21 protein-coding genes are annotated in these 20,132 nt (G+C 55.7%); 15 read left to right on the top strand and 6 right to left on the bottom strand.

The annotated features are described in order from the left end of the window. The first annotated feature begins 28 nt into the window (after nt 1-28). Genes A936_RS00980 through mdcH form a run of 3 tightly spaced genes read left to right on the top strand, consistent with a single transcriptional unit; the run spans nt 29 to nt 2,517 of the window. Nucleotides 29-988 (top strand): AEC family transporter, encoded by a 960-nt coding sequence (locus tag A936_RS00980; RefSeq protein WP_008453707.1) that lies wholly within the window; start codon nt 29-31, stop codon nt 986-988. A gap of 3 nt (nt 989-991) precedes the next feature. Beyond that, nucleotides 992-1,612 carry a malonate decarboxylase holo-ACP synthase gene (locus tag A936_RS00975; protein ID WP_008453705.1) on the top strand — a complete coding sequence of 207 codons (621 nt, stop codon included), beginning with the start codon at nt 992-994 and terminating at the stop codon, nt 1,610-1,612. Next, nucleotides 1,609-2,517 (top strand): malonate decarboxylase subunit epsilon, encoded by a 909-nt coding sequence (mdcH, locus tag A936_RS00970; protein ID WP_008453702.1) that lies wholly within the window; start codon nt 1,609-1,611, stop codon nt 2,515-2,517. The genes A936_RS00975 and mdcH overlap by 4 nt, the downstream gene beginning before the upstream one ends. Here the strand turns inward: mdcH and A936_RS00965 are convergent. Continuing rightward, a complete protein-coding gene (locus A936_RS00965) occupies nt 2,501-3,439 on the bottom strand; it encodes a LysR family transcriptional regulator (protein WP_008453700.1) in 939 nt (312 codons plus the stop codon). The genes mdcH and A936_RS00965 overlap by 17 nt on opposite strands. 402 nt (nt 3,440-3,841) lie before the next feature. Between A936_RS00965 and A936_RS00960 the strand changes: the two genes are divergently transcribed. From A936_RS00960 to A936_RS00915, 10 genes are all read left to right on the top strand, one after another. After that, nucleotides 3,842-4,144, top strand: a complete 303-nt coding sequence (locus A936_RS00960; protein WP_008453698.1) for a glycine dehydrogenase — start codon at nt 3,842-3,844, stop codon at nt 4,142-4,144. A 17-nt stretch (nt 4,145-4,161) separates the two neighbouring features. Then, a complete protein-coding gene (locus A936_RS00955; RefSeq protein WP_008453696.1) occupies nt 4,162-4,524 on the top strand; it encodes an SFCGS family glycine-rich protein in 363 nt (120 codons plus the stop codon). Between the two features lie 2 nt (nt 4,525-4,526). Next, the gene (locus A936_RS00950) at nt 4,527-4,823 is read left to right on the top strand and encodes a DUF4312 family protein (RefSeq protein WP_008453694.1); all 297 of its coding nucleotides are present in this window, start codon (nt 4,527-4,529) and stop codon (nt 4,821-4,823) included. A 24-nt stretch (nt 4,824-4,847) separates the two neighbouring features. Next, nucleotides 4,848-5,624: a DUF4311 domain-containing protein gene (locus A936_RS00945; protein ID WP_008453692.1), complete on the top strand. Its 777-nt coding sequence runs from the start codon at nt 4,848-4,850 to the stop codon at nt 5,622-5,624. An 11-nt stretch (nt 5,625-5,635) separates the two neighbouring features. Then, nucleotides 5,636-6,277 carry a DUF4310 family protein gene (locus A936_RS00940; RefSeq protein ID WP_008453690.1) on the top strand — a complete coding sequence of 214 codons (642 nt, stop codon included), beginning with the start codon at nt 5,636-5,638 and terminating at the stop codon, nt 6,275-6,277. A gap of 55 nt (nt 6,278-6,332) precedes the next feature. Then, nucleotides 6,333-7,466: an amidohydrolase/deacetylase family metallohydrolase gene (locus A936_RS00935; protein WP_008453688.1), complete on the top strand. Its 1,134-nt coding sequence runs from the start codon at nt 6,333-6,335 to the stop codon at nt 7,464-7,466. Then, entirely contained in the window at nt 7,450-8,562 is a 1,113-nt protein-coding gene (locus A936_RS00930) for a DgaE family pyridoxal phosphate-dependent ammonia lyase (protein WP_008453687.1), read from the top strand. The genes A936_RS00935 and A936_RS00930 overlap by 17 nt, the downstream gene beginning before the upstream one ends. 2 nt (nt 8,563-8,564) lie before the next feature. Beyond that, nucleotides 8,565-9,305 carry a 2-dehydro-3-deoxy-phosphogluconate aldolase gene (dagF, locus tag A936_RS00925; RefSeq protein WP_008453685.1) on the top strand — a complete coding sequence of 247 codons (741 nt, stop codon included), beginning with the start codon at nt 8,565-8,567 and terminating at the stop codon, nt 9,303-9,305. A 264-nt stretch (nt 9,306-9,569) separates the two neighbouring features. After that, nucleotides 9,570-10,721, top strand: coding sequence for a lactonase family protein (locus tag A936_RS00920; protein ID WP_008453683.1), 1,152 nt, complete (start codon nt 9,570-9,572; stop codon nt 10,719-10,721). A 46-nt stretch (nt 10,722-10,767) separates the two neighbouring features. Next, on the top strand, nt 10,768-12,678 hold the full coding sequence (locus tag A936_RS00915; RefSeq protein WP_008453681.1) for a BglG family transcription antiterminator: 1,911 nt from the start codon (nt 10,768-10,770) through the stop codon (nt 12,676-12,678). 145 nt (nt 12,679-12,823) lie between these two features. On the opposite strand, the gene dolP is transcribed toward A936_RS00915, so the two are convergent. From dolP to A936_RS00895, 4 genes are read right to left on the bottom strand one after another with little or no spacing between them, the layout of a single operon-like run. Continuing rightward, entirely contained in the window at nt 12,824-13,399 is a 576-nt protein-coding gene (gene dolP, locus A936_RS00910) for a division/outer membrane stress-associated lipid-binding lipoprotein (RefSeq protein WP_008453679.1), read from the bottom strand. 32 nt (nt 13,400-13,431) lie between these two features. Next, on the bottom strand, nt 13,432-14,022 hold the full coding sequence (gene diaA / locus A936_RS00905) for a DnaA initiator-associating protein DiaA (protein WP_008453676.1): 591 nt from the start codon (nt 14,020-14,022) through the stop codon (nt 13,432-13,434). Between the two features lie 21 nt (nt 14,023-14,043). Next, on the bottom strand, nt 14,044-14,439 hold the full coding sequence (locus tag A936_RS00900) for a YraN family protein (protein ID WP_008453674.1): 396 nt from the start codon (nt 14,437-14,439) through the stop codon (nt 14,044-14,046). Beyond that, nucleotides 14,397-16,499, bottom strand: coding sequence for a penicillin-binding protein activator (locus A936_RS00895; protein ID WP_008453671.1), 2,103 nt, complete (start codon nt 16,497-16,499; stop codon nt 14,397-14,399). Before A936_RS00895 ends, A936_RS00900 begins: the two co-directional genes overlap by 43 nt. 61 nt (nt 16,500-16,560) lie before the next feature. Between A936_RS00895 and rsmI the strand changes: the two genes are divergently transcribed. Both rsmI and A936_RS00885 read left to right on the top strand, forming a co-directional pair. Next, a complete protein-coding gene (gene rsmI / locus A936_RS00890) occupies nt 16,561-17,427 on the top strand; it encodes a 16S rRNA (cytidine(1402)-2'-O)-methyltransferase (RefSeq protein WP_008453669.1) in 867 nt (288 codons plus the stop codon). 142 nt (nt 17,428-17,569) lie between these two features. After that, entirely contained in the window at nt 17,570-18,187 is a 618-nt protein-coding gene (locus A936_RS00885; protein WP_008453667.1) for a hypothetical protein, read from the top strand. 51 nt (nt 18,188-18,238) lie between these two features. Here A936_RS00885 and A936_RS00880 read toward each other — a convergent pair whose 3' ends face one another. Then, nucleotides 18,239-20,128 carry an alpha-galactosidase gene (locus tag A936_RS00880; RefSeq protein ID WP_008453665.1) on the bottom strand — a complete coding sequence of 630 codons (1,890 nt, stop codon included), beginning with the start codon at nt 20,126-20,128 and terminating at the stop codon, nt 18,239-18,241. Nucleotides 20,129-20,132 lie beyond the last annotated feature (4 nt).

The following is a 20,132-nucleotide window of genomic DNA, read 5'->3' as shown; positions in this document are numbered from 1 at the left end:
ACTCTCTTTATTGACTCAAGGTGAAGTTATGACTTACGTGATCGTTCATGCTCTGGCCCCTATTTTTGTCATCATGCTGCTGGGATTTTTCGCCGGCAAAGCGAAAATGGTCGATAACAAAAATGTCTCGCTGCTTAATATTTTTGTCATGGACTTTGCTCTACCCGCCGCGCTGTTTAGCGCGACAGTACAAACGCCGTGGCTTGGCATTGTTCAGCAGTCACCGCTAATCGTGGTGCTGGTGCTTTCGATGTGGATTACCTATGCGGCGATTTACTTCCTGGCGACCAGCGTATTTAAAAAGTCGCCGCAGGATGCCGCCGTGTTGACGCTTACCGTGGCGCTGCCTAACTATGCCGCGCTTGGCCTGCCGATTTTAGGCAGCGTGCTCGGGGAAGGCTCCTCGACTTCGCTTTCCGTCGCGGTGTCGATTGCCTGCGGCTCCGTCCTGATGACGCCGTTCTGCCTGCTGATTCTTGAACGTGAAAAAGCACGTGCGGCAGGGGAAAACACTAGCTCAACGCTGACAATGTTGCCTGTACTGATGTGGCGTTCGGTGAAAAAACCTATCGTGTGGGGACCGTTGCTGGGGGTTGTACTGTCGGCTGTCGGTGTCCGGATGCCTGACTTGCTGCTGGCTTCTATTAAACCGCTGGGCCTGGCCGCTACCGCAGCCGCATTGTTCCTGACCGGCGTGATCCTGTCTGCGCGTAAGCTGCAGATCAACACTATGGTTATCACCGCGACCGTTACCAAACTGCTTATCCAGCCGTTTATCGCCTGGGGCATCGTGCTGGCGCTCGGCCTGACTGGCCCGGTGGCCATTACCTCCATTCTGATGATTGCCCTGGCCGCCGGCTTCTTTGGCGTAGTTTTTGGCAACCGGTTTGGTGTGCAATCGCCGGATGCGGAAGCCGTGTTGTTGCTGAGCTCGGTACTCTCTATCCTGTCGCTACCGCTGTTTATTACGCTGACTTCAGGAATTTAACCTATGCCGACATTGCGCCCCCACGATCTCCTTTGGCTCACCGACCGCGAAGCACTGGAGGGGGTTCGCGAGGAGTGGATAGCCAGCCAGTGGCGTCCTGCGCTGCCGGTAGTGGTACGGCGTGATGTCGAACGTGACGGACGTGTGCCGGTAGGCGTGCGGGGGATGCGACGCGATCAGCGAGCAGCGGGCTGGGTAAGTACGGCGAGCGTTAAACGCGTTGTTAGCCCTGAAGCGTTATCCAGCCGTGAGCTGCTGCTCAATTCCCCGTTTGTTTCCATGCCGCCGGTGCAGGGCGCTATTCAGCTGGCGAGCCGCCCGTGGGCATGGTGCTGGGGTATTACCGGGAGCGTAGGTTACGCGCTGGCAACAGAAATGCCGGTGATGCATGCCGAGAGCGATCTGGATGTGCTGATTCGCAGCCCACAGCCGATATCAAAAGAGGCGCTGACAGAGTGGCAGAGCCTGACCGGGCGACTGCTGTGCAGGGTTGATACGCAAATCGAAACGCCTTACGGCGCTTTTGCGCTGGCGGAATGGCTAAGAGAAAAACGCGTGTTGCTGAAAACGAATCAGGGGCCGCTGCTTGTGATCGACCCCTGGTTGCCGGAGAAAAACGGATGAAAATACTTTTTACTTTTCCCGGGCAGGGAACCCAGCGTGTGGGCATGCTACAGGATCTACCCGAGCGCGACGCCATCCTGACGCAGGTCAGGGCGGTCTTAGGGGACGAAGCAGGCCAGTTAGATAGTGCTGCTGCGCTGAGGCATACTCGTGCCGTACAGCTTTGCCTGCTAATCGCAGGTGTCGCCTGGGCGCAGGAGCTTGAGCGTAGCGGCGTAAAACCAGACATGGTCAGCGGACTGTCTATCGGCGCGTTTCCGGCAGCCGTAGTCGCCGGCGTTATTCCCTTTTCAGATGCGCTGCGGCTGGTGGCGCTTCGCGGCGATCTGATGGAGCAGGCTTATCCTGAAGGCTACGGCTTAACGGCTATCGTCGGGCTGCGTCTGGAACAGGTGGAACTCCTGGTGGCGGGCAGCGGCACTTACATCGCGAATATTAATGCTGAACAGCAAATCGTCATCGCCGGTAGCGAGGAGGCTATGGCGAAGGTTGCGGGTAGGGCGCTTGAGCAGGGGGCTCAAAAAGCCCGGCAGCTGGCGGTTAGCGTGCCCTCTCACTGTGCCTTGCTGAATGCGCCTGCGCAGAAGTTAAAACAAGCATTTGCTGATGTGGCGCTAAGTCGTCCCAACTGCGCTTATCTCAGCGGCAGCACGGGCCGGGTACTTTGGCTACCAGAGCTAATTGCGGAAGATCTGGCGCTGAATATGGCCCGCACGGTGCGGTGGCGAGAGGCGATGATTGCTGCCAACGAGCGAGACGTGCGGCTGGCGATTGAAATGCCGCCGGGTAGCGTGCTTTCAGGTCTGACGCGGCAGGCGTTTCGTGAGGGGATCACCGTTTGTCGCGAACAAAACAGCGTGGCGGCCATTGTCCACCTTGTGGAAAAAACTAGAGCGGCGCGTTAGGCGTATCGATGAACGTGCGGGCGTACATTCGCCCCTCGGCGGCCAGCGCCAGTAGGTTCGGGTCATGTTCACGGTTGCGGGCAAAGACGATAGCGATGGTTTGTTTCATCTGATATTGCTCGGCCAGCCTCAGCAGCTGCACTGAATTTTCATACACCTTCTTCATTCTTCCGGGCATCAAGGTTAGCCCTACACCCGCCTGTACCAGGCTGACCATTGAGAAAATGTCGTTTACCCGAGTAACGATTTCCGGCTCGAAACCGGCGACGTTAAAGGCTTCCTGAAATCCCGCATAGGTGGCAAAGCCTTCCGCCAGAGAAACGAATTTCTCCGCGTGGAACTCACGCAGATCTGCCGGGTGTGAGGTGTCCAGCGGGAAGCTGGCCGGTGCTGCCAGGAAAATATCGTCTCTAAACATGGGCAGGACTTCCAGCCTCAAGCGATCCACTTCACCTTCAGAAATGGAAATCAAAATAGCGTCCAGTACGCCGTCTTCCAGCATATTTAGCAGCACCTGGTTTGAGCCCATGGTGAGATCCATTTCCAGCTCCGGCCGCCTGAGCTTCATGCCCATGATAAGTTTCGGAACGGTTTCGAGCGTCAGGGAATAGAGGGTGCCGATACGCAGTCGCCCCTGGCCTACGCCTGCCGTCTGGCGGGTTTCATCGATGCCGCGCGCCATCAGCGCAACCACTTCTTTGCTGTGCTCCAGCAGGGTAAATGCCGATTCGAGCGGTACCAGGTTGCGCCCTTTATGAATAAACAGCGGGCAGCGCACACCTTCCTCCAGGGTATGCAACGCGCGGTGCACGCTAACCCCGCTAATACCCAGCGCTTCGGCGGTGCGCGCAATGTTCCCTTTCTCCATAAACTCCATGAATATCTCAAGCTTGCGGAAAGTGATTTCAGCGTCGATTTTCATTACCCGGCGATAACCCCAGTCGGAAAAATTATGCCATTAAGGTATAGCAAACGAGACCAGACGGCACTGATGAGCCGCAATAAGCAGCAGGATTTACCGTTGCGCCACGAACGTATCCATCATAAGCAACGCCAATGATGGCGCTAAAACGGTCCTTTCATCACACTTTCAAACAAAAAGCGCCGCTGGAAAAACGGCCTTTTATCACCCGGTTATGTGAGCCAATTCACGGTAAGCCAGCGGAAAAGCGCTATTCCGGCTCTTTATGTGGAACAGATCACTATTGCCGCCGCGATTTCCACTTCGAAGTGGAAAACAACTCGCTACAAACCTTTCCCCCCGCCAGGTAGCTTAAAAAACAGATTAGTTAACGAGGTACCCAAGGTGAATAACGGAGCGGTAATGGTTAATGAAGCCGAGGAGTTAACGGCGCGTATTCAGGGTTTTATTGACGCGCTGTTCAAAAGTAAGCACATCACGCCTAACGGGGTACAGGAACAAATGCTGGCCTCTCACGTGAAGGCGATGATTCATCGCTCTCTGACCGGAGAGCCGTTACCAGAAGTGGAAGAGAGCTTGTTCGAGGAGATCTCCGCGGGGTCGATGGAAATGGCGCAGGCGGTGGTCGATCAGTTCGGAAATCTGCCGGTAGAAGAAGCGTGGTTGCTGTCAGTGCATTTCGAAGTGGCGAAAGACAATCTTTGAATAATCAGGAGAAAACAATGGAACAAATTACCGTAGTCATTGGTGACCGTCTGGGCAAAGGCCAGAAAGTTGCAGCAGGGATCGAAAAAGCGGGCGGTCGCGCCGTGGTTATTCCAGGCGTCGCCGCCGACATGAAGCTGGGCGACGTGATGAAAGCGGAGAATGCCACCTTTGGTATCTCCTTCTGCGGCAGCGGCGGCGCAGGTGCTATCACCGCACAAACCAAACACGGCTACAAAGCTAAGTACGGCATGCGCTCCGTTGATGAAGGCGTGACGGCGATTAACGAAGGCAACAACGTGCTTGGCTTTGGCTTTATGGACAAAGAAGAGCTGGGTGAGCGCCTGGTACAGGCGTGGAACAAGAAGTACGGCAGTTAAGTATGAAAGAAAAATTCGCTACCACGGTGCGAGTTAGCGGGCGCGGCGATACCAAAGCCAAAGCCTTTTCCGACGCCCTGAATCACGTTCAGGGCACGGTGCTTAAATCCACCAACCACATTCTTCTGCGCATTGAGCCACAGGACGTGCAGGTTGTTCAGGCGCAGGTCAGGGTGCGCAAAGAAGCTTTTCTGTTCTTCTTCCTGCGCCGGGAAAGGCGGAGCTACAGCGTGGAGCTGGATGTTTCCGTCAACGTGACGGCTCTTAACCTCGATGAGGTGGATTTCGTCGCACAATAAAATAACACTAACAAGGGCAGACTCATGTTCTTAATCATATTATTCAAATCACTCATTATCGGCGGCCTCGTCGGTGTGGGCGTTGGTGCCGGGGCCGCGCGTATGTTCCATGCGCCGACCTCCCAGGGCATGGGCGCATTTCGTACACTCGGCGAGCTGAACTCCTGTGAAGGGGATCCGGCTTCTCACTTCTCCTTTGGGCTTGGCTTCTTCTTTAACGCCTGGGCATCTTCCGTCGCGGCGGGGGCATTCACCCAGGACGTTGACCACCGCATCATCCCTAACTGGGGCGCGGCTGCTCTGATGGTGAAGAACCGTAACGTGGCGGAAACCCTCCACGACCCGAAAAAAATGGCTATCGCCTGCGGCATCATCGGCATGATCGTGGTGGCGTTCCTGAACTCTACGGCCTCTGCGGTGCCGGCGGCACTTCAGGTCACGGCAGTCAAAGTGCTGGTCCCTGCGGCTAACCTGCTGGTGAACACCGTGATGCCGGTTATTTTCTGGCTGGCGGCTATCGACGCGGGCAAAAAATCCGGCTTCTGGGCAACCATTTTCGGCGGCGCAGCGCAGCTGATCATGGGCAACGCCGTGCCGGGCCTGGTGCTGGGTATCCTGATCGGTAAAGGCGTTGAAGAAAGCGGCTGGCACCGTGTCACCAAAGTGATGATGACGGCTATCGTGGCCCTGTTTGTGCTGAGCGCCTTCTTCCGCGGGTTCGACATGAAGATGATTGAGTCTTTCCACATGACCGTGCCGAACTGGCTGGATCTGCTGCATAACTCGCTGAGCGGCAAATAAGGGGATAACGCATGGAACAGAATAAAGGCTTTTGGTACGCGGACTGGTCATTCCCGATCTTTGTCGGCCTGCTCTCCTCCGGCGTGTTTGCCGGGACACACATGTACTACCTGTACGGCATCGGCGCGTTTAACGAAGTCGCCTTCGTGGCGATGCTGAAGTCCGGGATTGATACCGGCGTTTACGGCGCGGTGGCGGCGTTTGGCGCCAGCTTCCTGTTTGCCCGCATCATCGAAGGCTCTCTGGTCGGGATCCTGGATATCGGTGGGGCGATTCAAACCGGCGTAGGCCTCGGCGTTCCGGCGCTGCTGCTGGGCGCGGGCTTTGTCTTCCCGGTGGCAAACTTTGCCGCATCGCTGGTGACTGGCCTGGTGATTGGTCTCGCCATTGGCTACATCATCATCCTGGCACGTAAGTTCACCATCAATCAGAGCGACTCGACCTACGGGGCGGACGTCATGATGGGCGCTGGTAACGCCTCCGGCCGCTTCCTTGGGCCGTTGATTATCCTCAGCGCCATGACGGCTTCGATTCCCATCGGCATCGGCTCGTTGATCGGCTCTCTGCTGTTTTACCTCTGGGGCAAACCGATTACCGGCGGGGCGATCCTGGGCGCAATGATTTTAGGTTCCATTTTCCCGGTAGCGTTGTAAGCAGTATTTCCAGGGCGGACGGGCTGTGGCTCGCCCGCCAGTTAAGGAGAAAGATATGTTTGACCTGATCCTGCGCCAGGCGCGGCTGGTGGACGATACCGTAATCGATATCGCCCTGAAGGACGGCAAAATTGCCGCCTTAGGCAAAATAACCGGCGAGGCAACTGAAGAGCGCCAGCTGAACGGCGAATACTACGTCAGCGCCGGCTGGATTGACTCCCACGTTCACTGTTACCCCAAGTCCCCTATTTACCATGACGAACCTGACAGCGTAGGGATTCATACCGGCGTGACAACCGTCGTTGATGCCGGAAGCACCGGGGCCGATGACGTCGACGATTTCTATCAAATCACCCGCAGCGCAGCGACCGAAGTTTATGCGCTGCTGAACATCTCCCGCGTGGGCCTGATTGCCCAAAACGAACTGTCCAATATGGCGAATATTGACGCTGACGCCGTGCGCGGCGCGGTGAAGCGCCACCCGGACTTTATCGTGGGCTTAAAAGCGCGCATGAGCAGCAGCGTAGTAGGTGACAACGGCATTACGCCGCTGGTGCGCGCCAAGGCTATCCAGAAAGAAAACGGTGATTTGCCGCTGATGGTGCATATCGGCAATAACCCGCCGGATCTCGATGAAGTGGCTGAGCTGCTGACCAGCGGCGATATCATCACCCACTGCTACAACGGCAAGCCGAACCGCATTCTCAATCCGGCCGGGCAACTGCGAGCCTCCGTGGCGCAGGCTATCCAACGTGGGGTGCGCCTGGATGTCGGGCACGGCACCGCCAGCTTTAGTTTTGACGTGGCGCGTGTCGCTATCCAGCAGGGTATTCTGCCGCACAGCATCAGCTCGGACATCTACTGCCGCAACCGCATCAGCGGCCCGGTGCATTCACTCGGCGCAGTGATGTCGAAATTCCTCTCCATTGGCCTGTCATTGCTTCAGGTGATCGACTGTGTGACCGCGCACGCTGCGGATGGATTACGTCTGAAAAATAAAGGCCGCCTGGCCGTGGGGCTGGATGGCGATCTGACCGTCTTTGAACTGCGCCGCCAGCCAACGGTATTTACCGACGCAGAGCAGCAAACGCTGACGGGTGACCAGGCGCTGGTGGCGCTGGCCGCAGTGCGCGCCGGGAAATGGTTTACTACCGAACAAGGGAAAGCTGAACATGTCTTCGATCTATGAAAAATACAATTTAAAACAGGTGATTAACGCATCTGGCCGCATGACCGCTCTTGGTGTGTCTACGCCTCGCCCGGAAGTGGTGGATGCGGTCACCACCGGCATGAATCACTACTTCGAAATGAAGGATCTGGTCAACAAGACCGGCGCCTACATTGCCGGACTGCTCGATGTTGAAGCGGCGACCGTGGTGTCCTGCGCTTCTGCCGGTATTGCCCAGTCCGTAGCTGCGGTGCTGGTTAAAGACAATCAATGGCTGATCGAGAACCTACATGCGGCCCCACTGGAGAACAACGAGATCGTGCTGCCGAAGGGCCACAACGTTAACTTCGGCGCGCCGGTCGGCACGATGGTGAACCTGGGCGGCGGCAAAATCGTTGAAGCGGGCTACGCCAACGAATGTTCGGCGGACCAGCTGGCCGCAGCTATTTCTCCGCGCACGGCGGCCATTCTGTACATCAAATCCCACCATTCGGTGCAAAAAAGCATGCTCAGCGTTGAGCAGGCCGTTGTCGTGGCGCGTAAGCACAATCTGCCGCTGATTGTTGACGCTGCGGCGGAAGAAGATTTGCAGTGCTACTACCGCGCCGGGGCAGACCTGGTGATTTACAGCGGGGCGAAAGCTATTGAAGGCCCAACCAGCGGGCTGGTGATCGGCAAAGAGCAGTACGTCGAGTGGATTAAGCTGCAAACTGGCGGTATCGGACGTGCGATGAAAGTCGGCAAAGAAGGCATTCTCGGTCTGACCTGCGCGATTGAACATTACCTGAGCGCAGCCAAAGAGAGTGGGGCCGAAATGGTCGCCAAAATGACGCCGTTTATCGACAGCCTGAACACGCTGAATGGCGTGACCGCGCGCGTGGTGTGGGACGCCGCTGGCCGCGATATCGCCCGCAGCGAAATCAAGTTCGATGAAGCGACCGTTGGCATCAGCACCGGCGAGCTGGTCGGTAAGCTGAAGCAGGGCGAATACGCCATCTACTTCCGTGGCTACAAGGCCAACGAAGGCATTATTGAAGCGGATGTGCGCAGCGTAAGCGCGGCACAGCTGGAGATTATTTACCGCTGCATCAAAGCGCTGGTAAGCAAGGAGAAATAAGCATGAAACTGACCCCGAATTTTTACCGCGATCGCGTGTGCCTGAACGTCCTGGCTGGCTCCAAAGAAAACGCCAAAGAGATTTACCAGGCGGCGGAAGGCCACGTGCTGGTTGGCGTGTTATCCAAAAACTACCCGGATGTAGCAAGCGCGGTCGCCGACATGCGTGATTATGCGGCGCTGATCGACAACGCGCTGTCCGTTGGCCTTGGTGCAGGCGATCCCAATCAATCTGCCATGGTGAGCGAAATCTCCGGCCAGATTCAGCCCCAGCACGTCAATCAGGTGTTTACCGGCGTGGGCACCAGCCGCGCGCTGCTGGGCCAGACTGACAGCGTAGTTAACGGCCTGGTTTCGCCGACCGGCACCGTCGGGAGGGTAAAAATCTCCACCGGCCCGTTAAGCTCTGGCGCGCCGGACGGCATCGTATCCGTCGAAACAGCGATTGCGCTGCTGAAGGATATGGGCGGCAGCTCAATCAAATATTTCCCGATGGGCGGGCTGGACTGCCGTGAAGAGTACCAGGCGGTAGCGGAAGCCTGTGCGAAGCATGATTTCTGGCTGGAGCCGACAGGCGGTATCGATCTTGAGAACTACGAGGAGATCCTGAAGATTGCGCTGGATGCCGGCGTCAGCAAAGTGATTCCTCATATTTACAGCTCAATTATCGACAAGGCCAGCGGCAATACGCGCCCGGCGGATGTTGCCACTCTGTTGGCGATGACGAAGAAGCTGGTGGGGTAAAGTGCTCGCTGTTTCCCCTCACCCCGGCCCTCTCCCCAAAGGGGAGAGGGGGAAAAGAAAGGCCGGTTCTTCTTCGAGGGAGAGAGAAACATTGATGCGAAAAAGAAAAATCCCCTCTGCCTTCCAGGGAGAAAGACTGATGTGAAAATTCCCTTTTAGGGAGAGAGAAGGACTGATGTGAAAAAGAAAGATCCCCTCTCCCTTTTAGGGAGAGGGTTAGGGTGAGGGTATAATCCTCATCAACCACACTTCGAGGACAAACGCATGTCTGCACGCACTCTGCTTGTTGCTTCATTTGCCTTACTCGCCGCCGGCAACAGCGCGGCGCAAAGCCACTATGCCTGGGTTGGCACCTACAACCCCAACGGCGAAGGGCTTTACCGCTTCCAGGTTGACGCCAAAACCGGCGCGCTTAGCGAGAAAACGCTGGTCAGCTCGCTGCCGAATGCCGCACAGCTCACCGCGTCGCCGGATGGAAAAACGCTATACGTAGCCAGCGAAGCCGAGAAAGGCGTGGTATCGGCATTGCGTGTGGGTGATAACGGAAGTGTGACCGAACTGAATCAGGTTTCTTCCGGGGGCGCTGGCCCGGTCTATCTGTCCCTGACGCCGCAGGGTAAGCACCTGCTGGTGGCTAACTATGTGAGCGGTTCAATCGCCGTATTGCCGATTAATGCAGACGGTAGCCTGCAGGAAGCCAGCGACAAGCATCAGGACAGTGGTGAGCCGGGCGCGGCAAAACCAGAAGCTGCGGTAGAAGGTAGCTTTGCTGCCAGCGACCATAACGGCCCGCATGCCCATATGATTGCCGCCGATCCGAGCGGCAAGTTTGTCTTCTCCACCGATCTTGGCCTGGATCGGATCTACCAGTATCGCTTCGATCAAAGCAAAGGCGTGCTGGAGCCAAACGATCCGCCGTTTATCGCCGCCTCTTCAAAAGGCGCGGGGCCACGCCATTTTGTCTTTGCCGCAGACGGCGCGAGCCTGTGGTTGATTAACGAAGAAGCTTCTACGCTTACCCATTACAAGCTCGACCGTGAGAAAGGCACGCTGACAGAAGGAAAGACGATTTCTTCCCTGCCAAAAGGCTATAAGGGCACAAGCTTTGCCGCGGGCCTGGTGCTCAGCCACGACGGCAAGCAACTGTATGTGGCCAACCGCCTGCATAACAGCATCGCGCATTTTAGCGTGGGCGCTAACGGCGAGCTTACGCATCAGGACGACATCTGGACCAGAGGCGACTATCCACGAGGCCTGACGCTGGATAATACCGGCAAACATCTTTATGCCCTGAACCAGCGCAGCGACAACATTACTCGTTTTAGCGTGGCCCCGGGCAGCGGTAAATTAACTTTTATCGAGGATTATACGGCGGTGGGAAGCCCGTCACAGATGGTCTTCACCCCGTTTAAGTAAAGCAGGACGGGGCGCTTAAACGCCCCGATAACCAAAGGAAGCGGTAGTGAGATTCCCCAATCAACGGCTGGCTCAGCTTTTTGAGATGCTGCAAAACGAAACGCTGCCCCAGGATGAACTGGCGCGGCGTTTGTCCGTTTCTACTCGTACGGTTCGGGCCGATATCACGGCGCTTAATGCGCTGATGTCAGGCTTCGGGGCTCAGTTTACGCTTACCCGCGGTGCGGGCTATCAACTGAATATCGAGGATACTGAGCGTTACGGCGAGCTGGTGCAGCATCGTCCGCGTCAGCTTCGTATTCCTCGTACTTCGCCAGAACGCGTGCATTACCTTGTGGTGCGTTTTTTGACGGCGGCGTTTTCACTGAAGCTGGAAGATCTGGCCGAAGAGTGGTTTGTCAGCCGGGCCACGCTGCAAAGCGATATGGCCGAAGTACGGGAGTGGTTTAACCGCTATCATCTGACCATTGAGACACGCCCGCGCCACGGCATGAAGCTGTTCGGCAGCGAAACGGCTATACGCGCCTGCCTGACTGACCTGCTGTGGCAGTTAACCTTAGAGGACAGCGAAAATCCGTTATTGACGGAAGAAGCGCTGAACGCGGGTGTCCCGGAGTTGCTCGCCGGTTCGCTGCACGATTGTTTTACCCGTTGCCACATCCGCCTGACCGATGAAGGCGAGCAGTTTATTCGCCTCTATTGTTCGGTAGCGGTTCGTCGCATCAGCGAAGGCTATCCGCTACCGGAATTTACGGCGGATAGCGTTGATGTCCAGGTGAAAGAGGCAGCCAGACAGATTGCCGCTCTTCTTCAGCAACTGGCGGGGAAGCCGCTTTCCGAAGCTGAAGAGCAGTGGCTGCAGGTGCACATCGCTTCGCGGCAGGTGCAGGAAGTGGCGCCGAGCGCGATCAGCGCCGACGATGATGAGGCGCTGGTTAACTACATTCTGCGCTACATCAATACCCACTATAACTACAATCTTCTCAGCGACGAGCAGCTGCACGCCGACCTGCTGACCCATATCAAGACAATGATCACCCGGGTGCGCTACCAGATAAACATCCCGAATCCTCTGCTGGCTAACATCAAACAGCATTACCCGTTGGCTTACGACATGACGCTGGCGGCGGTCTCAAGCTGGGGAAAATATACCCCTTACGCTATCAGCGAAAACGAAATTGGTTTTCTGGTGTTGCACATCGGTGTGGGTCTGGAGCGTCATTACAACATTGGCTACCAGCGCCATCCTCGCGTGCTGCTGGTTTGCGATACAGGGAATTCGACGGTGCGTATGCTGCAGGCCATGCTGCTGCGTAAATATCCGCAGGTGGAAGTGACCAACATTATCTCTCTGCGCGATTATGAGCAGCTTGAAACCGTGGATGAGGACTTTGTAATCAGCACGGCGCGCATAAATGAGAAAGAAAAGCCGGTGGTGGTGATGGCGCCGTTCCCGACGGATTATCAGCTCGAGCAGCTTGGTAAGCTGGTGCTGGTGGACAGAACAAGGCCTTACATGCTGGAGAAATTCTTCGATGCCAGCCATTTCCGCATTATCGATCAACCTATGACTCAGCAGCAGTTGTTCCTGACGCTCTGCGAGCAGCTGGAGCTGGAAGGCGTGGTTGATGCAGACTTTCACCCGTCGGTGGTGGAGCGCGAGGCCATTGTCAGCACCATGCTGGGCGAAGGCATTGCGCTGCCGCACTCGCTGGGCCTGCTGGCGAAAAAAACGGTGGTTTACACCGTGCTGGCGCCGCACGGTATTAGCTGGGGGGATGAGACGGCGTACGTGATCTTCCTGCTGGCGATTAGCAAAAGCGAATACGAAGAGGCGATGGCGATTTACGACCTGTTTGTGACCTTCCTGCGTGAGCGAGCGATGGTTCGGCTGCGCGAGAGTAAGGATTTTGACAGTTTTAAAGCCGTGGCGATGGAGTGCCTGAGTAAGCTGTAATCACAGTTGCCCCTCATCCAGGAAGGGAGAGGGAGAATTCTGTGGGCAACGTTTACTTCGCCAGAATGAAAACTGGCGGAAATTCAATCGACTGGCTGGTGTTATCCCCTCTCCCTTGTGTGGAGAGGGTTAGGGTGAGGGGCCGTTATTTCAGGATCGTGAACGCGGTGGTGACGTGCTTCACGCCGCTAACCCGGCTGGCAATATCCGCCGCGGCTTTACCTTCACGTTCGGTTACCAGGCCGAGCAGAAATACCTCGCCATTCTCGGTGGTGACTTTCACGTTAGACGATTTTACCTGGTCGCTGGTGAGCAACTGAGATCGAACTTTTGTGGTGATCCACGTATCGCTCGATGCGACACCCAGGCCGACCGGAGCCATAATTCGAATCTCGTTATAGACTTCGGTTGCGCCGTCTACGCCCAACGCAATTTGCTTCGCACGAGAGGCGAGGTCTGGGTTAGGAGACTGACCAGCCAGCAGCACTTTGCCCTGGTAAGCCGTCACGTTAATACGCGCTTCTTTCTTGATCTGCTCATCCTTGTTGAGCGCGCTGTTCACGCGTAATTCAAGCGTGCCGTCATCAACCTGCGTCCCGACTGTGCGTGGGTCTGTCGCAGTTTTTGTCGCTACGGCGGCGCTTCCCACAACAACGGCACCGACGCAGCCCTGCAGCAACAGCGCGGAAATAAGAACTGCGACTGGCGTAATGGCCTTCATGTTCATTCCTTCTCCTTTCTCAAAATTAGCTATTAGCCATCCTGGTGGGGAAATAGCGTATTGTCGATCAGATCGCATAAACAGTTCACCGTCAGCATATGCATCTCCTGGATGCGGGCGCTGCGATGAGAAGGGATTCGGATTTCAACATCCTGTGGCCCCAACAGTCCTGCCAGTTCGCCGCCGTCATAGCCCGTCAGCGCGACGATGGTCATGTCGCGGGTGACAGCGGCCTCAACCGCTTTGACAATATCACGGCTATTGCCTCGGGTGGAAATCGCCAGCAAAACGTCCCCGGCGTGGCCCAGCGCACGAACCTGTTTGGCATAAACTTCTTCATGCAGACGGTCGTTAGCGATCGCGGTTAAGACCACATTATCTGCATTAAGTGCAATGGCCGGTAAACTAGGGCGCTCTGTTTCAAAACGGTTGATCATGCTGGCAGCAAAATGCTGTGCGTTGGCGGCGGAGGTGCCATTGCCACAACAGAGGATTTTGTTGCCGTTCAGTAAAGACTGAACCAGCGTCATCGCTGCACGGGAGATGGCGTCCGGCAGGGCTTCCGCTGCGGCAATCTGAGTTTGAATACTTTCCGTGAAGCAGACTTTGATTCTTTCGAGCACGTTGATTCTACCTGGAGTTTTTTAGATATCGGCGGCAAACGCGTTGGTCAGCCACGCTATTTCATTGCCGGTGAAAGCTAACACATCGAAACGGCAATCTACAGTATCAAAACTTTGACCTTTGCCGCTAAGCCAAACCTGAGCGGCATGCAGCAGGCGCAGCTGCTTGCTGCGCGTCACGCTGGCAGCGGCTCCGCCGAACTTATCGTTACGCCTAAAACGCACTTCCACAAAAACGATAACCTGCTGCTGTTGCATAATAAGGTCGATTTCGCCGCCGCGAACATGCACGTTCGCGGCCACAAAGCGCATTCCCTCGCGCTCAAGATAACGACGCGCCTGCTGTTCATAGCGCGCGCCGCGTTGCTTGCGGTTCAGGATACCGGAACGATCTGGCCCTGACTGAATTGCAGCCAATTTAACTTCCTGTTAATGACGCAGTCCTGGCTGGCGGTCAGCTGCCCGGTGTTGCCGTTTACCTGATAACCCGGCACCTGGCGTATCTGCGAGAAGTGGCTTGCCAGCGTCCAGGCATCAACGCCCATGGCATACAGACGCGCCAGCGAGTAGTCATTATTGACGCTGCTTAAGGCCTGCTGCATCAGCTGTGGATTACCGCCGGAAAGCATCGGGATTTCGCTAAACTGCAGGCCTTCCATTTCCAGTCGGTAGTCCGGGCCGTTCACGCCCTGCGAGCTGCGCGAGCTGGCATACAGCTGAGCGCTGCCGCGGCTGCCGGTGCGCATCGCAATCATCGGTTTGATCAGCGCCACTTCTTCGGAGGTCGCAATGATGTAGACCGCGTCTACGTTGCCGCTGCTGCCTGCGGTAATTTGCGCATCCGTAGGTGCTGCCGGAATAGTCAGTCCGCCAATGGTAACGCCTGGCGGCGTATTGGACGGCGTACTTACCGGGGTGCCGGTCAGGGCGATGCCGGAGCCGCTGTTAATCCCGCGTTTCAGGTCGCTCACTGAACCAAATTTCTGCTGCAGTACCAGACCGCCGCCGAGTTTCTGCCATTCGGTGGCAAAGGCTTTCGCCACTCGGTCGCCTAAGGCGTTAGAAGGGATCAGCATCAGCGGATTGCGGTGGCTTTGCTGCCAGATGTGATCCGCGGCGTCACGGGCTTCGTCTTCTGGAGAAAGTGCGAAATAGCAGATGTTAGGGCGATTCTGCACGTTTTCAGGCTGGTTAAGCGCCAGAATATTTAACGGGCTGTTGGTGCTGGCCAACTGGTCAACATTGTTTTTTAGCAGCGGACCAACGACAAGCGTGGCGCCGTCCTGCTGCGCCTGAGCCAGAACCTGAGAGAGCGGCTGGCTGCTGGTGTCGTAAATCTTAATGTCTGCCGAAGGGTTCGCGGCAACAGATGGCGCGGTTTGTGCGTCTGGCTGGGCAGACGGCGTTGCTGGGGCTGCGGTTTGCGGCGTTGCGGCCTGTGCCTTCTGGTCTGTTAAATCGCTGACGGACGCACTTGCCGGGCTCACTGCAGCATTAGGATCTGCGGGGGCCTGGGTCGCTTGCGGCTGAGGCACTTCTTGAGGCGGCGCAGCCTGTGGTTGCGCATTAGGATCTCCGGGCTGGGCGGCAGGCTGAACGGCTGCAACCGGCGCGACGCCGTTGTTTTTCGCCGCTTCAAACCCTTGCTCAATCGCGCGGCCAAACACCGCAGCCTGGCCGTTGAGCGGCAGCAGGAGAGCGATTTTACCTGTTGAGGCCGGTTTGAAGTTTTGAACATTCACCAACTGAGTCGGCAGCGTTTTTGAACCCGGATTATTCGGGTAGCGCGTTTGCCAGTCCTGAATCCCGGCTTTCAGCATGTTAGGATCGTTACGGTTATCGCTCCAGACGTGCTGCAGGTCCAGCCAACCCTGCAGGGTATTTTCGTCGGCGTTAATCACCAGGCTGTTCATTTGCTCTGGGGAGAACTGCGACAGAACCTGCCAGGTGCCATCAATGTTCTTTTGATGTGCATCGCCTTTCAGCAACGGTTCCTGAGCAATGTACGCGCGTAGCAGCGCTAAAGACGGGCGTCCCTGAGAAGCGTCAATCACAGCCTGGTAATAACGGCTCTGTTGGCCCTTGTCGAGTGCGCTCGGGTCAATCTTTTCCAGCAGGGCAGAGGCGGCGCTGAAATCTTTCTGCGCAATCTTCACTTCCGGCACCAGCAGCTGTTGTTCACGCACTTGAGCATCGTTGAGCTGCTGCGGCAGTTGGTTATACAACGCCACAGCCTGCTGAGGTTTGCCTTCCTTTAGCAGGGAACGAATGGCGAGTAATTGCCAGTTGGTCTTGCTATCATCTGCACTTTGCTGCATTTGCTGCAGATAATAAGCGGACCCGGCGGTGGTGTCGCCCTGCAGCAGCGTGGCGGACTGATCTGGCGCCTGGGTTGAACAGCCGGCAAAAATCAGCGCCGCGAGCAACACAGGCAGGCAGCGCCCGGCTTTTGAACGATTCAAGGTTGAGGGTAGCATTCTGTATCCAGTGGTTTTATTTCCCAATGTACAATATTAAATCGGCAATACGGATGAAACAATGAAACAACACGAAACGGCGGCGATTTCAGCCAGTACGCTTTACATCGTCCCGACGCCTATCGGCAACCTCGGGGATATCACCCAGCGGGCCCTCTCAGTGTTGCAAAGCGTTGATCTGATTGCCGCAGAAGATACCCGTCATACCGGACTTTTGCTGCAGCATTTTGCGATTAATGCGCGACTCTTCGCACTTCACGATCACAATGAGCAACAAAAATCTGAAACGCTATTGGCGAAGCTGCAGGAAGGCCAAAGCATTGCGCTGGTGTCCGATGCCGGTACGCCGCTGATTAACGACCCTGGCTACCACCTCGTGCGCACCTGCCGCGAAGCGGGGATTCGCGTCGTGCCGTTGCCTGGCCCTTGCGCCGCTATTGCTGCACTCAGCGCAGCTGGCTTGCCGTCTGACCGCTTTTGCTATGAAGGTTTTCTGCCTGCAAAATCCAAAGGCCGTCGCGACGCGCTGAAGGCGATTGAACAGGAACCGAGAACGCTGATTTTCTATGAATCCACCCACCGCCTGCTCGACAGTCTCGATGATATCTGCACGGTGCTGGGCGAATCCCGCTACGTAGTGCTGGCGCGCGAGTTGACCAAAACCTGGGAGTCGATTCACGGCGCGCCCGTAGGCGAGCTGCTGGCATGGGTGAAGGAAGATGAAAACCGCCGCAAAGGCGAAATGGTGCTGATTGTTGAGGGCTTTAAAGTCCAAAGCGATGATGAACTCCCCGCCGAAGCGCTGCGAACGCTGGCGTTGCTGCAGACGGAGTTACCGCTGAAAAAGGCTGCAGCGCTTGCCGCAGAAATTCACGGGGTGAAAAAGAATGCCTTGTACAAATATGCGTTAGAAAACAGCGAGAAATAGTTTTCTCGAGCCGGCTCCTGGTTTTCATATCGCAACGCGGTTAGCGTTTAAAAAACGAACTCCCTGGTGTTAATTTATGCATGACTGAATGACTTTAAGGGAGTTAAAGTTTATGCCGGTATTGATACCAGGAGATTCGAATATGGTTGTGATGCCTTTTTCCTATAGCACGGCGTCGATAAAACGCTCGTTCGAGGTGATTGAAGAACTGACGTTTGCAGGTCAGCATTTCCTTATCATTTTTGACAGGTCGACCCCGAGGGCTGCAATCATTAAGGCCGAGCCTGAAGGAAATGAAAAAGATCGCCGGCACGCTGTCGTCGCCATGCTTGAGCTCAAAAATCAAAAAACGATTGGTGACAACGTTATTTCAGTAGATCGTTTTTGGGAGGATCAAAGCGTTCTGCAGGTTGAAGGCGTTTGCGTCGAGAAGCCGCTCCAGGAAGCTGGCTTAGCCACACAGCTATATGAGGCGCTGGTGCTCAAGTGTGGCGTGATTTTAATGAGCGATAATATTCACTATGCCGGGGGCAAGGCGCTTTGGCAGAAAATAGCCAGAAACTCCACTCAACTTGCGGTTTTTATTCTGGATTCAGATGATGGACGATTCTATCCCTTTGACGGTACGAAGGCCGCATACGATGGTGTAAGCATTCCGGAAGAAAAAATCTGGAGCACGCACCCTGATAAAGAGCATTTTGGCATTATCCTGATTGCCGAAGATAAAAGGCGGGTTGCTGCGCTAACATCAGGTAGGTGAAACGCTGTTAAGAAGCGTAGAAAGAACGAGCCTTCTACGCTCCATCCTCGTTTAGTTGACCGGAGTGGCCTCAATCACCAGCGTTTCCAGCGGTTTCAGCGTCACAACCAGCGGCTTACTGTAGTCGTTGGTTACGGTCTCGTTCTTGCCGTAAATTTGCTTCAGCGTAAAGCGCGTGGCCTCGCCGTTCGGCACTTCAAAGCTTTTGCTCAGGTCGAGATAGTAGCTTTGTGATTTATCCGACGGGTTACGCAGGCCCAATATTGCTTTCTCTTTACTCCACGATGCCCAGCCGTAAACCTCAAGCAGCGTCGGGTCGCCGCCAACCCAGTGGCTATCGACCAGCACGTTGCTGTTCGCCCGTGACCATTTCGCCGCGTCGGCAAGCGTGTCCCATTTGGCGTTGTTCAGCATTGACGGCGTGATGTACAGCTCCTGCAATTGCGTGCCGGTGGCGAAGTAGCTCCAGGCCTGATCGGCAAAATCCTGGTCCGTTTGGACTTTCTCCAGCCCAAAGTAGGCATGTTCCGCGCTGACAATGCCGTGGTACATCAGTGAGTTAATCGGGAAAAGTGGGCCTTTACGCACGATGGAGCGATAGGTTTCCGCGTCGCGATAGGTTATCCACTGCTGCACCGGCGAACCTTTGCCATAAACGTTGATGTCATCGCCCTGGCGCCAGATGGAGTCGGCGTAGAACAGCCAGGACGGGCTGGCGTTGGTACCGGTCGTCAGGTTGATAAACAGATCTTTGTTGGCGGCCCGCATGTTTTTGATTAACTCAATGGAGGCATCAAAGTCAGAGGCGTAGAGGCTGCCTTTGATGTACGAGTTGGCGTTGCCCATACCGTCGAGCTTAAACGAGGTGATATGTTCGTTTTTGATAAGCCCGATAATTTGCTGATTAAAATTGTGGAAGTAGTTGGGGCCTGAGAGGGCAAATTTGCCATCCACGGTTTCAAAGCCGTTCTCTTTGGCGTGTGAAACGCGCACGTCGCGTGGTTTGTTGTAGCCACCCCACGGTGAGAGCCACAGCCCCACGGAAGTATGCAAACTGTCCGCTTTTTCTTTGATAACACCAAAGCCATGCTTAAACGCCGGACTAAACAGCCATTTCCCGGTCAAATCGTCCCAGCCGTCATCCAGCAGGAAGCCGTCGAGCTTCACGCCCCGCTTGATTATCAGTTCGCTAGCGTATTCATCCATGCGGGTCAGCACGTCCTTCTCGGTGTAGGGCGTAAAGAAACCGATGTCCATCCAGCTGTTGTAGTGCAGGTAAGGCTGGTAAGGGCGCGGGCGCATGGCGTTGATAAATTCATTAAAGCTACGGCGAAGCTGGTCTGTTGCTTCAAACGTGCCGAAGTAGACCGTATAGGTCACCGGGGCGTCGGTTTTAATCGGTGTTTTGAGCTCAACGTTCAGGTTGGTGGTGGTTTCGTAGGCGTAGGTATTCACGATCGGTTTTTGCGGCAGCATATAGAAACTGTCTGCCACGATGGGGGAACTGTTGATGGCGCCGTTGACATAAGGTGCCTGAGCCTGGCCTTTGGTCGGGAAGAAGGTGATCTTTGTGACATCACGAGGCTGGCCTTTTGCCTGCAGCGTATAGTCCACCGCCGCATACTTGCCCTTCAGCAGCTTCAGGGTAACATTGACCGAGAAGTCGTCTCGCTCGTAATCAATCTGAATGGCGTCTGCGGTTTTGCTGACGTTTTTGAGTTTAAAGTCGGCGGTATGGATAACTTTTTCGTCCGGCAGCGTCAGGAAAAACAGCTCGATGGGCGCCAGTTTGTGGTCGGATAGCCGGTCTTGCACTACCACCGCCGAGCCGGAATCGTCGAAAGAGACGGCAAGGTTGGTGTTTTCCAACTGGTACTGAGCCGCCAGCGCTGCGTTGCTCATGAACATAATAAGCAGGGAGCTTTTTATTATTGTCTTCATCAGA

This window comes from Enterobacter sp. Ag1 (assembly GCA_000277545.1).
GTDB lineage: Bacteria > Pseudomonadota > Gammaproteobacteria > Enterobacterales > Enterobacteriaceae > Cedecea.
This window is presented reverse-complemented; position numbering and strand designations above follow the sequence as displayed.

What these genes read in the sequence shown, in the direction of transcription:
- A936_RS00980 (WP_008453707.1), top strand. Translation starts at nt 29, where the DNA reads ATGACTTACGTGATCGTTCATGCTCTGGCCCCTATTTTTGTCATCATG.
- A936_RS00975 (WP_008453705.1), top strand. Translation starts at nt 992, where the DNA reads ATGCCGACATTGCGCCCCCACGATCTCCTTTGGCTCACCGACCGCGAA.
- mdcH (WP_008453702.1), top strand. Translation starts at nt 1,609, where the DNA reads ATGAAAATACTTTTTACTTTTCCCGGGCAGGGAACCCAGCGTGTGGGC.
- A936_RS00965 (WP_008453700.1), bottom strand. Translation starts at nt 3,439, where the DNA reads ATGAAAATCGACGCTGAAATCACTTTCCGCAAGCTTGAGATATTCATG.
- A936_RS00960 (WP_008453698.1), top strand. Translation starts at nt 3,842, where the DNA reads ATGGTTAATGAAGCCGAGGAGTTAACGGCGCGTATTCAGGGTTTTATT.
- A936_RS00955 (WP_008453696.1), top strand. Translation starts at nt 4,162, where the DNA reads ATGGAACAAATTACCGTAGTCATTGGTGACCGTCTGGGCAAAGGCCAG.
- A936_RS00950 (WP_008453694.1), top strand. Translation starts at nt 4,527, where the DNA reads ATGAAAGAAAAATTCGCTACCACGGTGCGAGTTAGCGGGCGCGGCGAT.
- A936_RS00945 (WP_008453692.1), top strand. Translation starts at nt 4,848, where the DNA reads ATGTTCTTAATCATATTATTCAAATCACTCATTATCGGCGGCCTCGTC.
- A936_RS00940 (WP_008453690.1), top strand. Translation starts at nt 5,636, where the DNA reads ATGGAACAGAATAAAGGCTTTTGGTACGCGGACTGGTCATTCCCGATC.
- A936_RS00935 (WP_008453688.1), top strand. Translation starts at nt 6,333, where the DNA reads ATGTTTGACCTGATCCTGCGCCAGGCGCGGCTGGTGGACGATACCGTA.
- A936_RS00930 (WP_008453687.1), top strand. Translation starts at nt 7,450, where the DNA reads ATGTCTTCGATCTATGAAAAATACAATTTAAAACAGGTGATTAACGCA.
- dagF (WP_008453685.1), top strand. Translation starts at nt 8,565, where the DNA reads ATGAAACTGACCCCGAATTTTTACCGCGATCGCGTGTGCCTGAACGTC.
- A936_RS00920 (WP_008453683.1), top strand. Translation starts at nt 9,570, where the DNA reads ATGTCTGCACGCACTCTGCTTGTTGCTTCATTTGCCTTACTCGCCGCC.
- dolP (WP_008453679.1), bottom strand. Translation starts at nt 13,399, where the DNA reads ATGAAGGCCATTACGCCAGTCGCAGTTCTTATTTCCGCGCTGTTGCTG.
- A936_RS00895 (WP_008453671.1), bottom strand. Translation starts at nt 16,499, where the DNA reads ATGCTACCCTCAACCTTGAATCGTTCAAAAGCCGGGCGCTGCCTGCCT.
- rsmI (WP_008453669.1), top strand. Translation starts at nt 16,561, where the DNA reads ATGAAACAACACGAAACGGCGGCGATTTCAGCCAGTACGCTTTACATC.
- A936_RS00885 (WP_008453667.1), top strand. Translation starts at nt 17,570, where the DNA reads ATGGTTGTGATGCCTTTTTCCTATAGCACGGCGTCGATAAAACGCTCG.
- A936_RS00880 (WP_008453665.1), bottom strand. Translation starts at nt 20,128, where the DNA reads ATGAAGACAATAATAAAAAGCTCCCTGCTTATTATGTTCATGAGCAAC.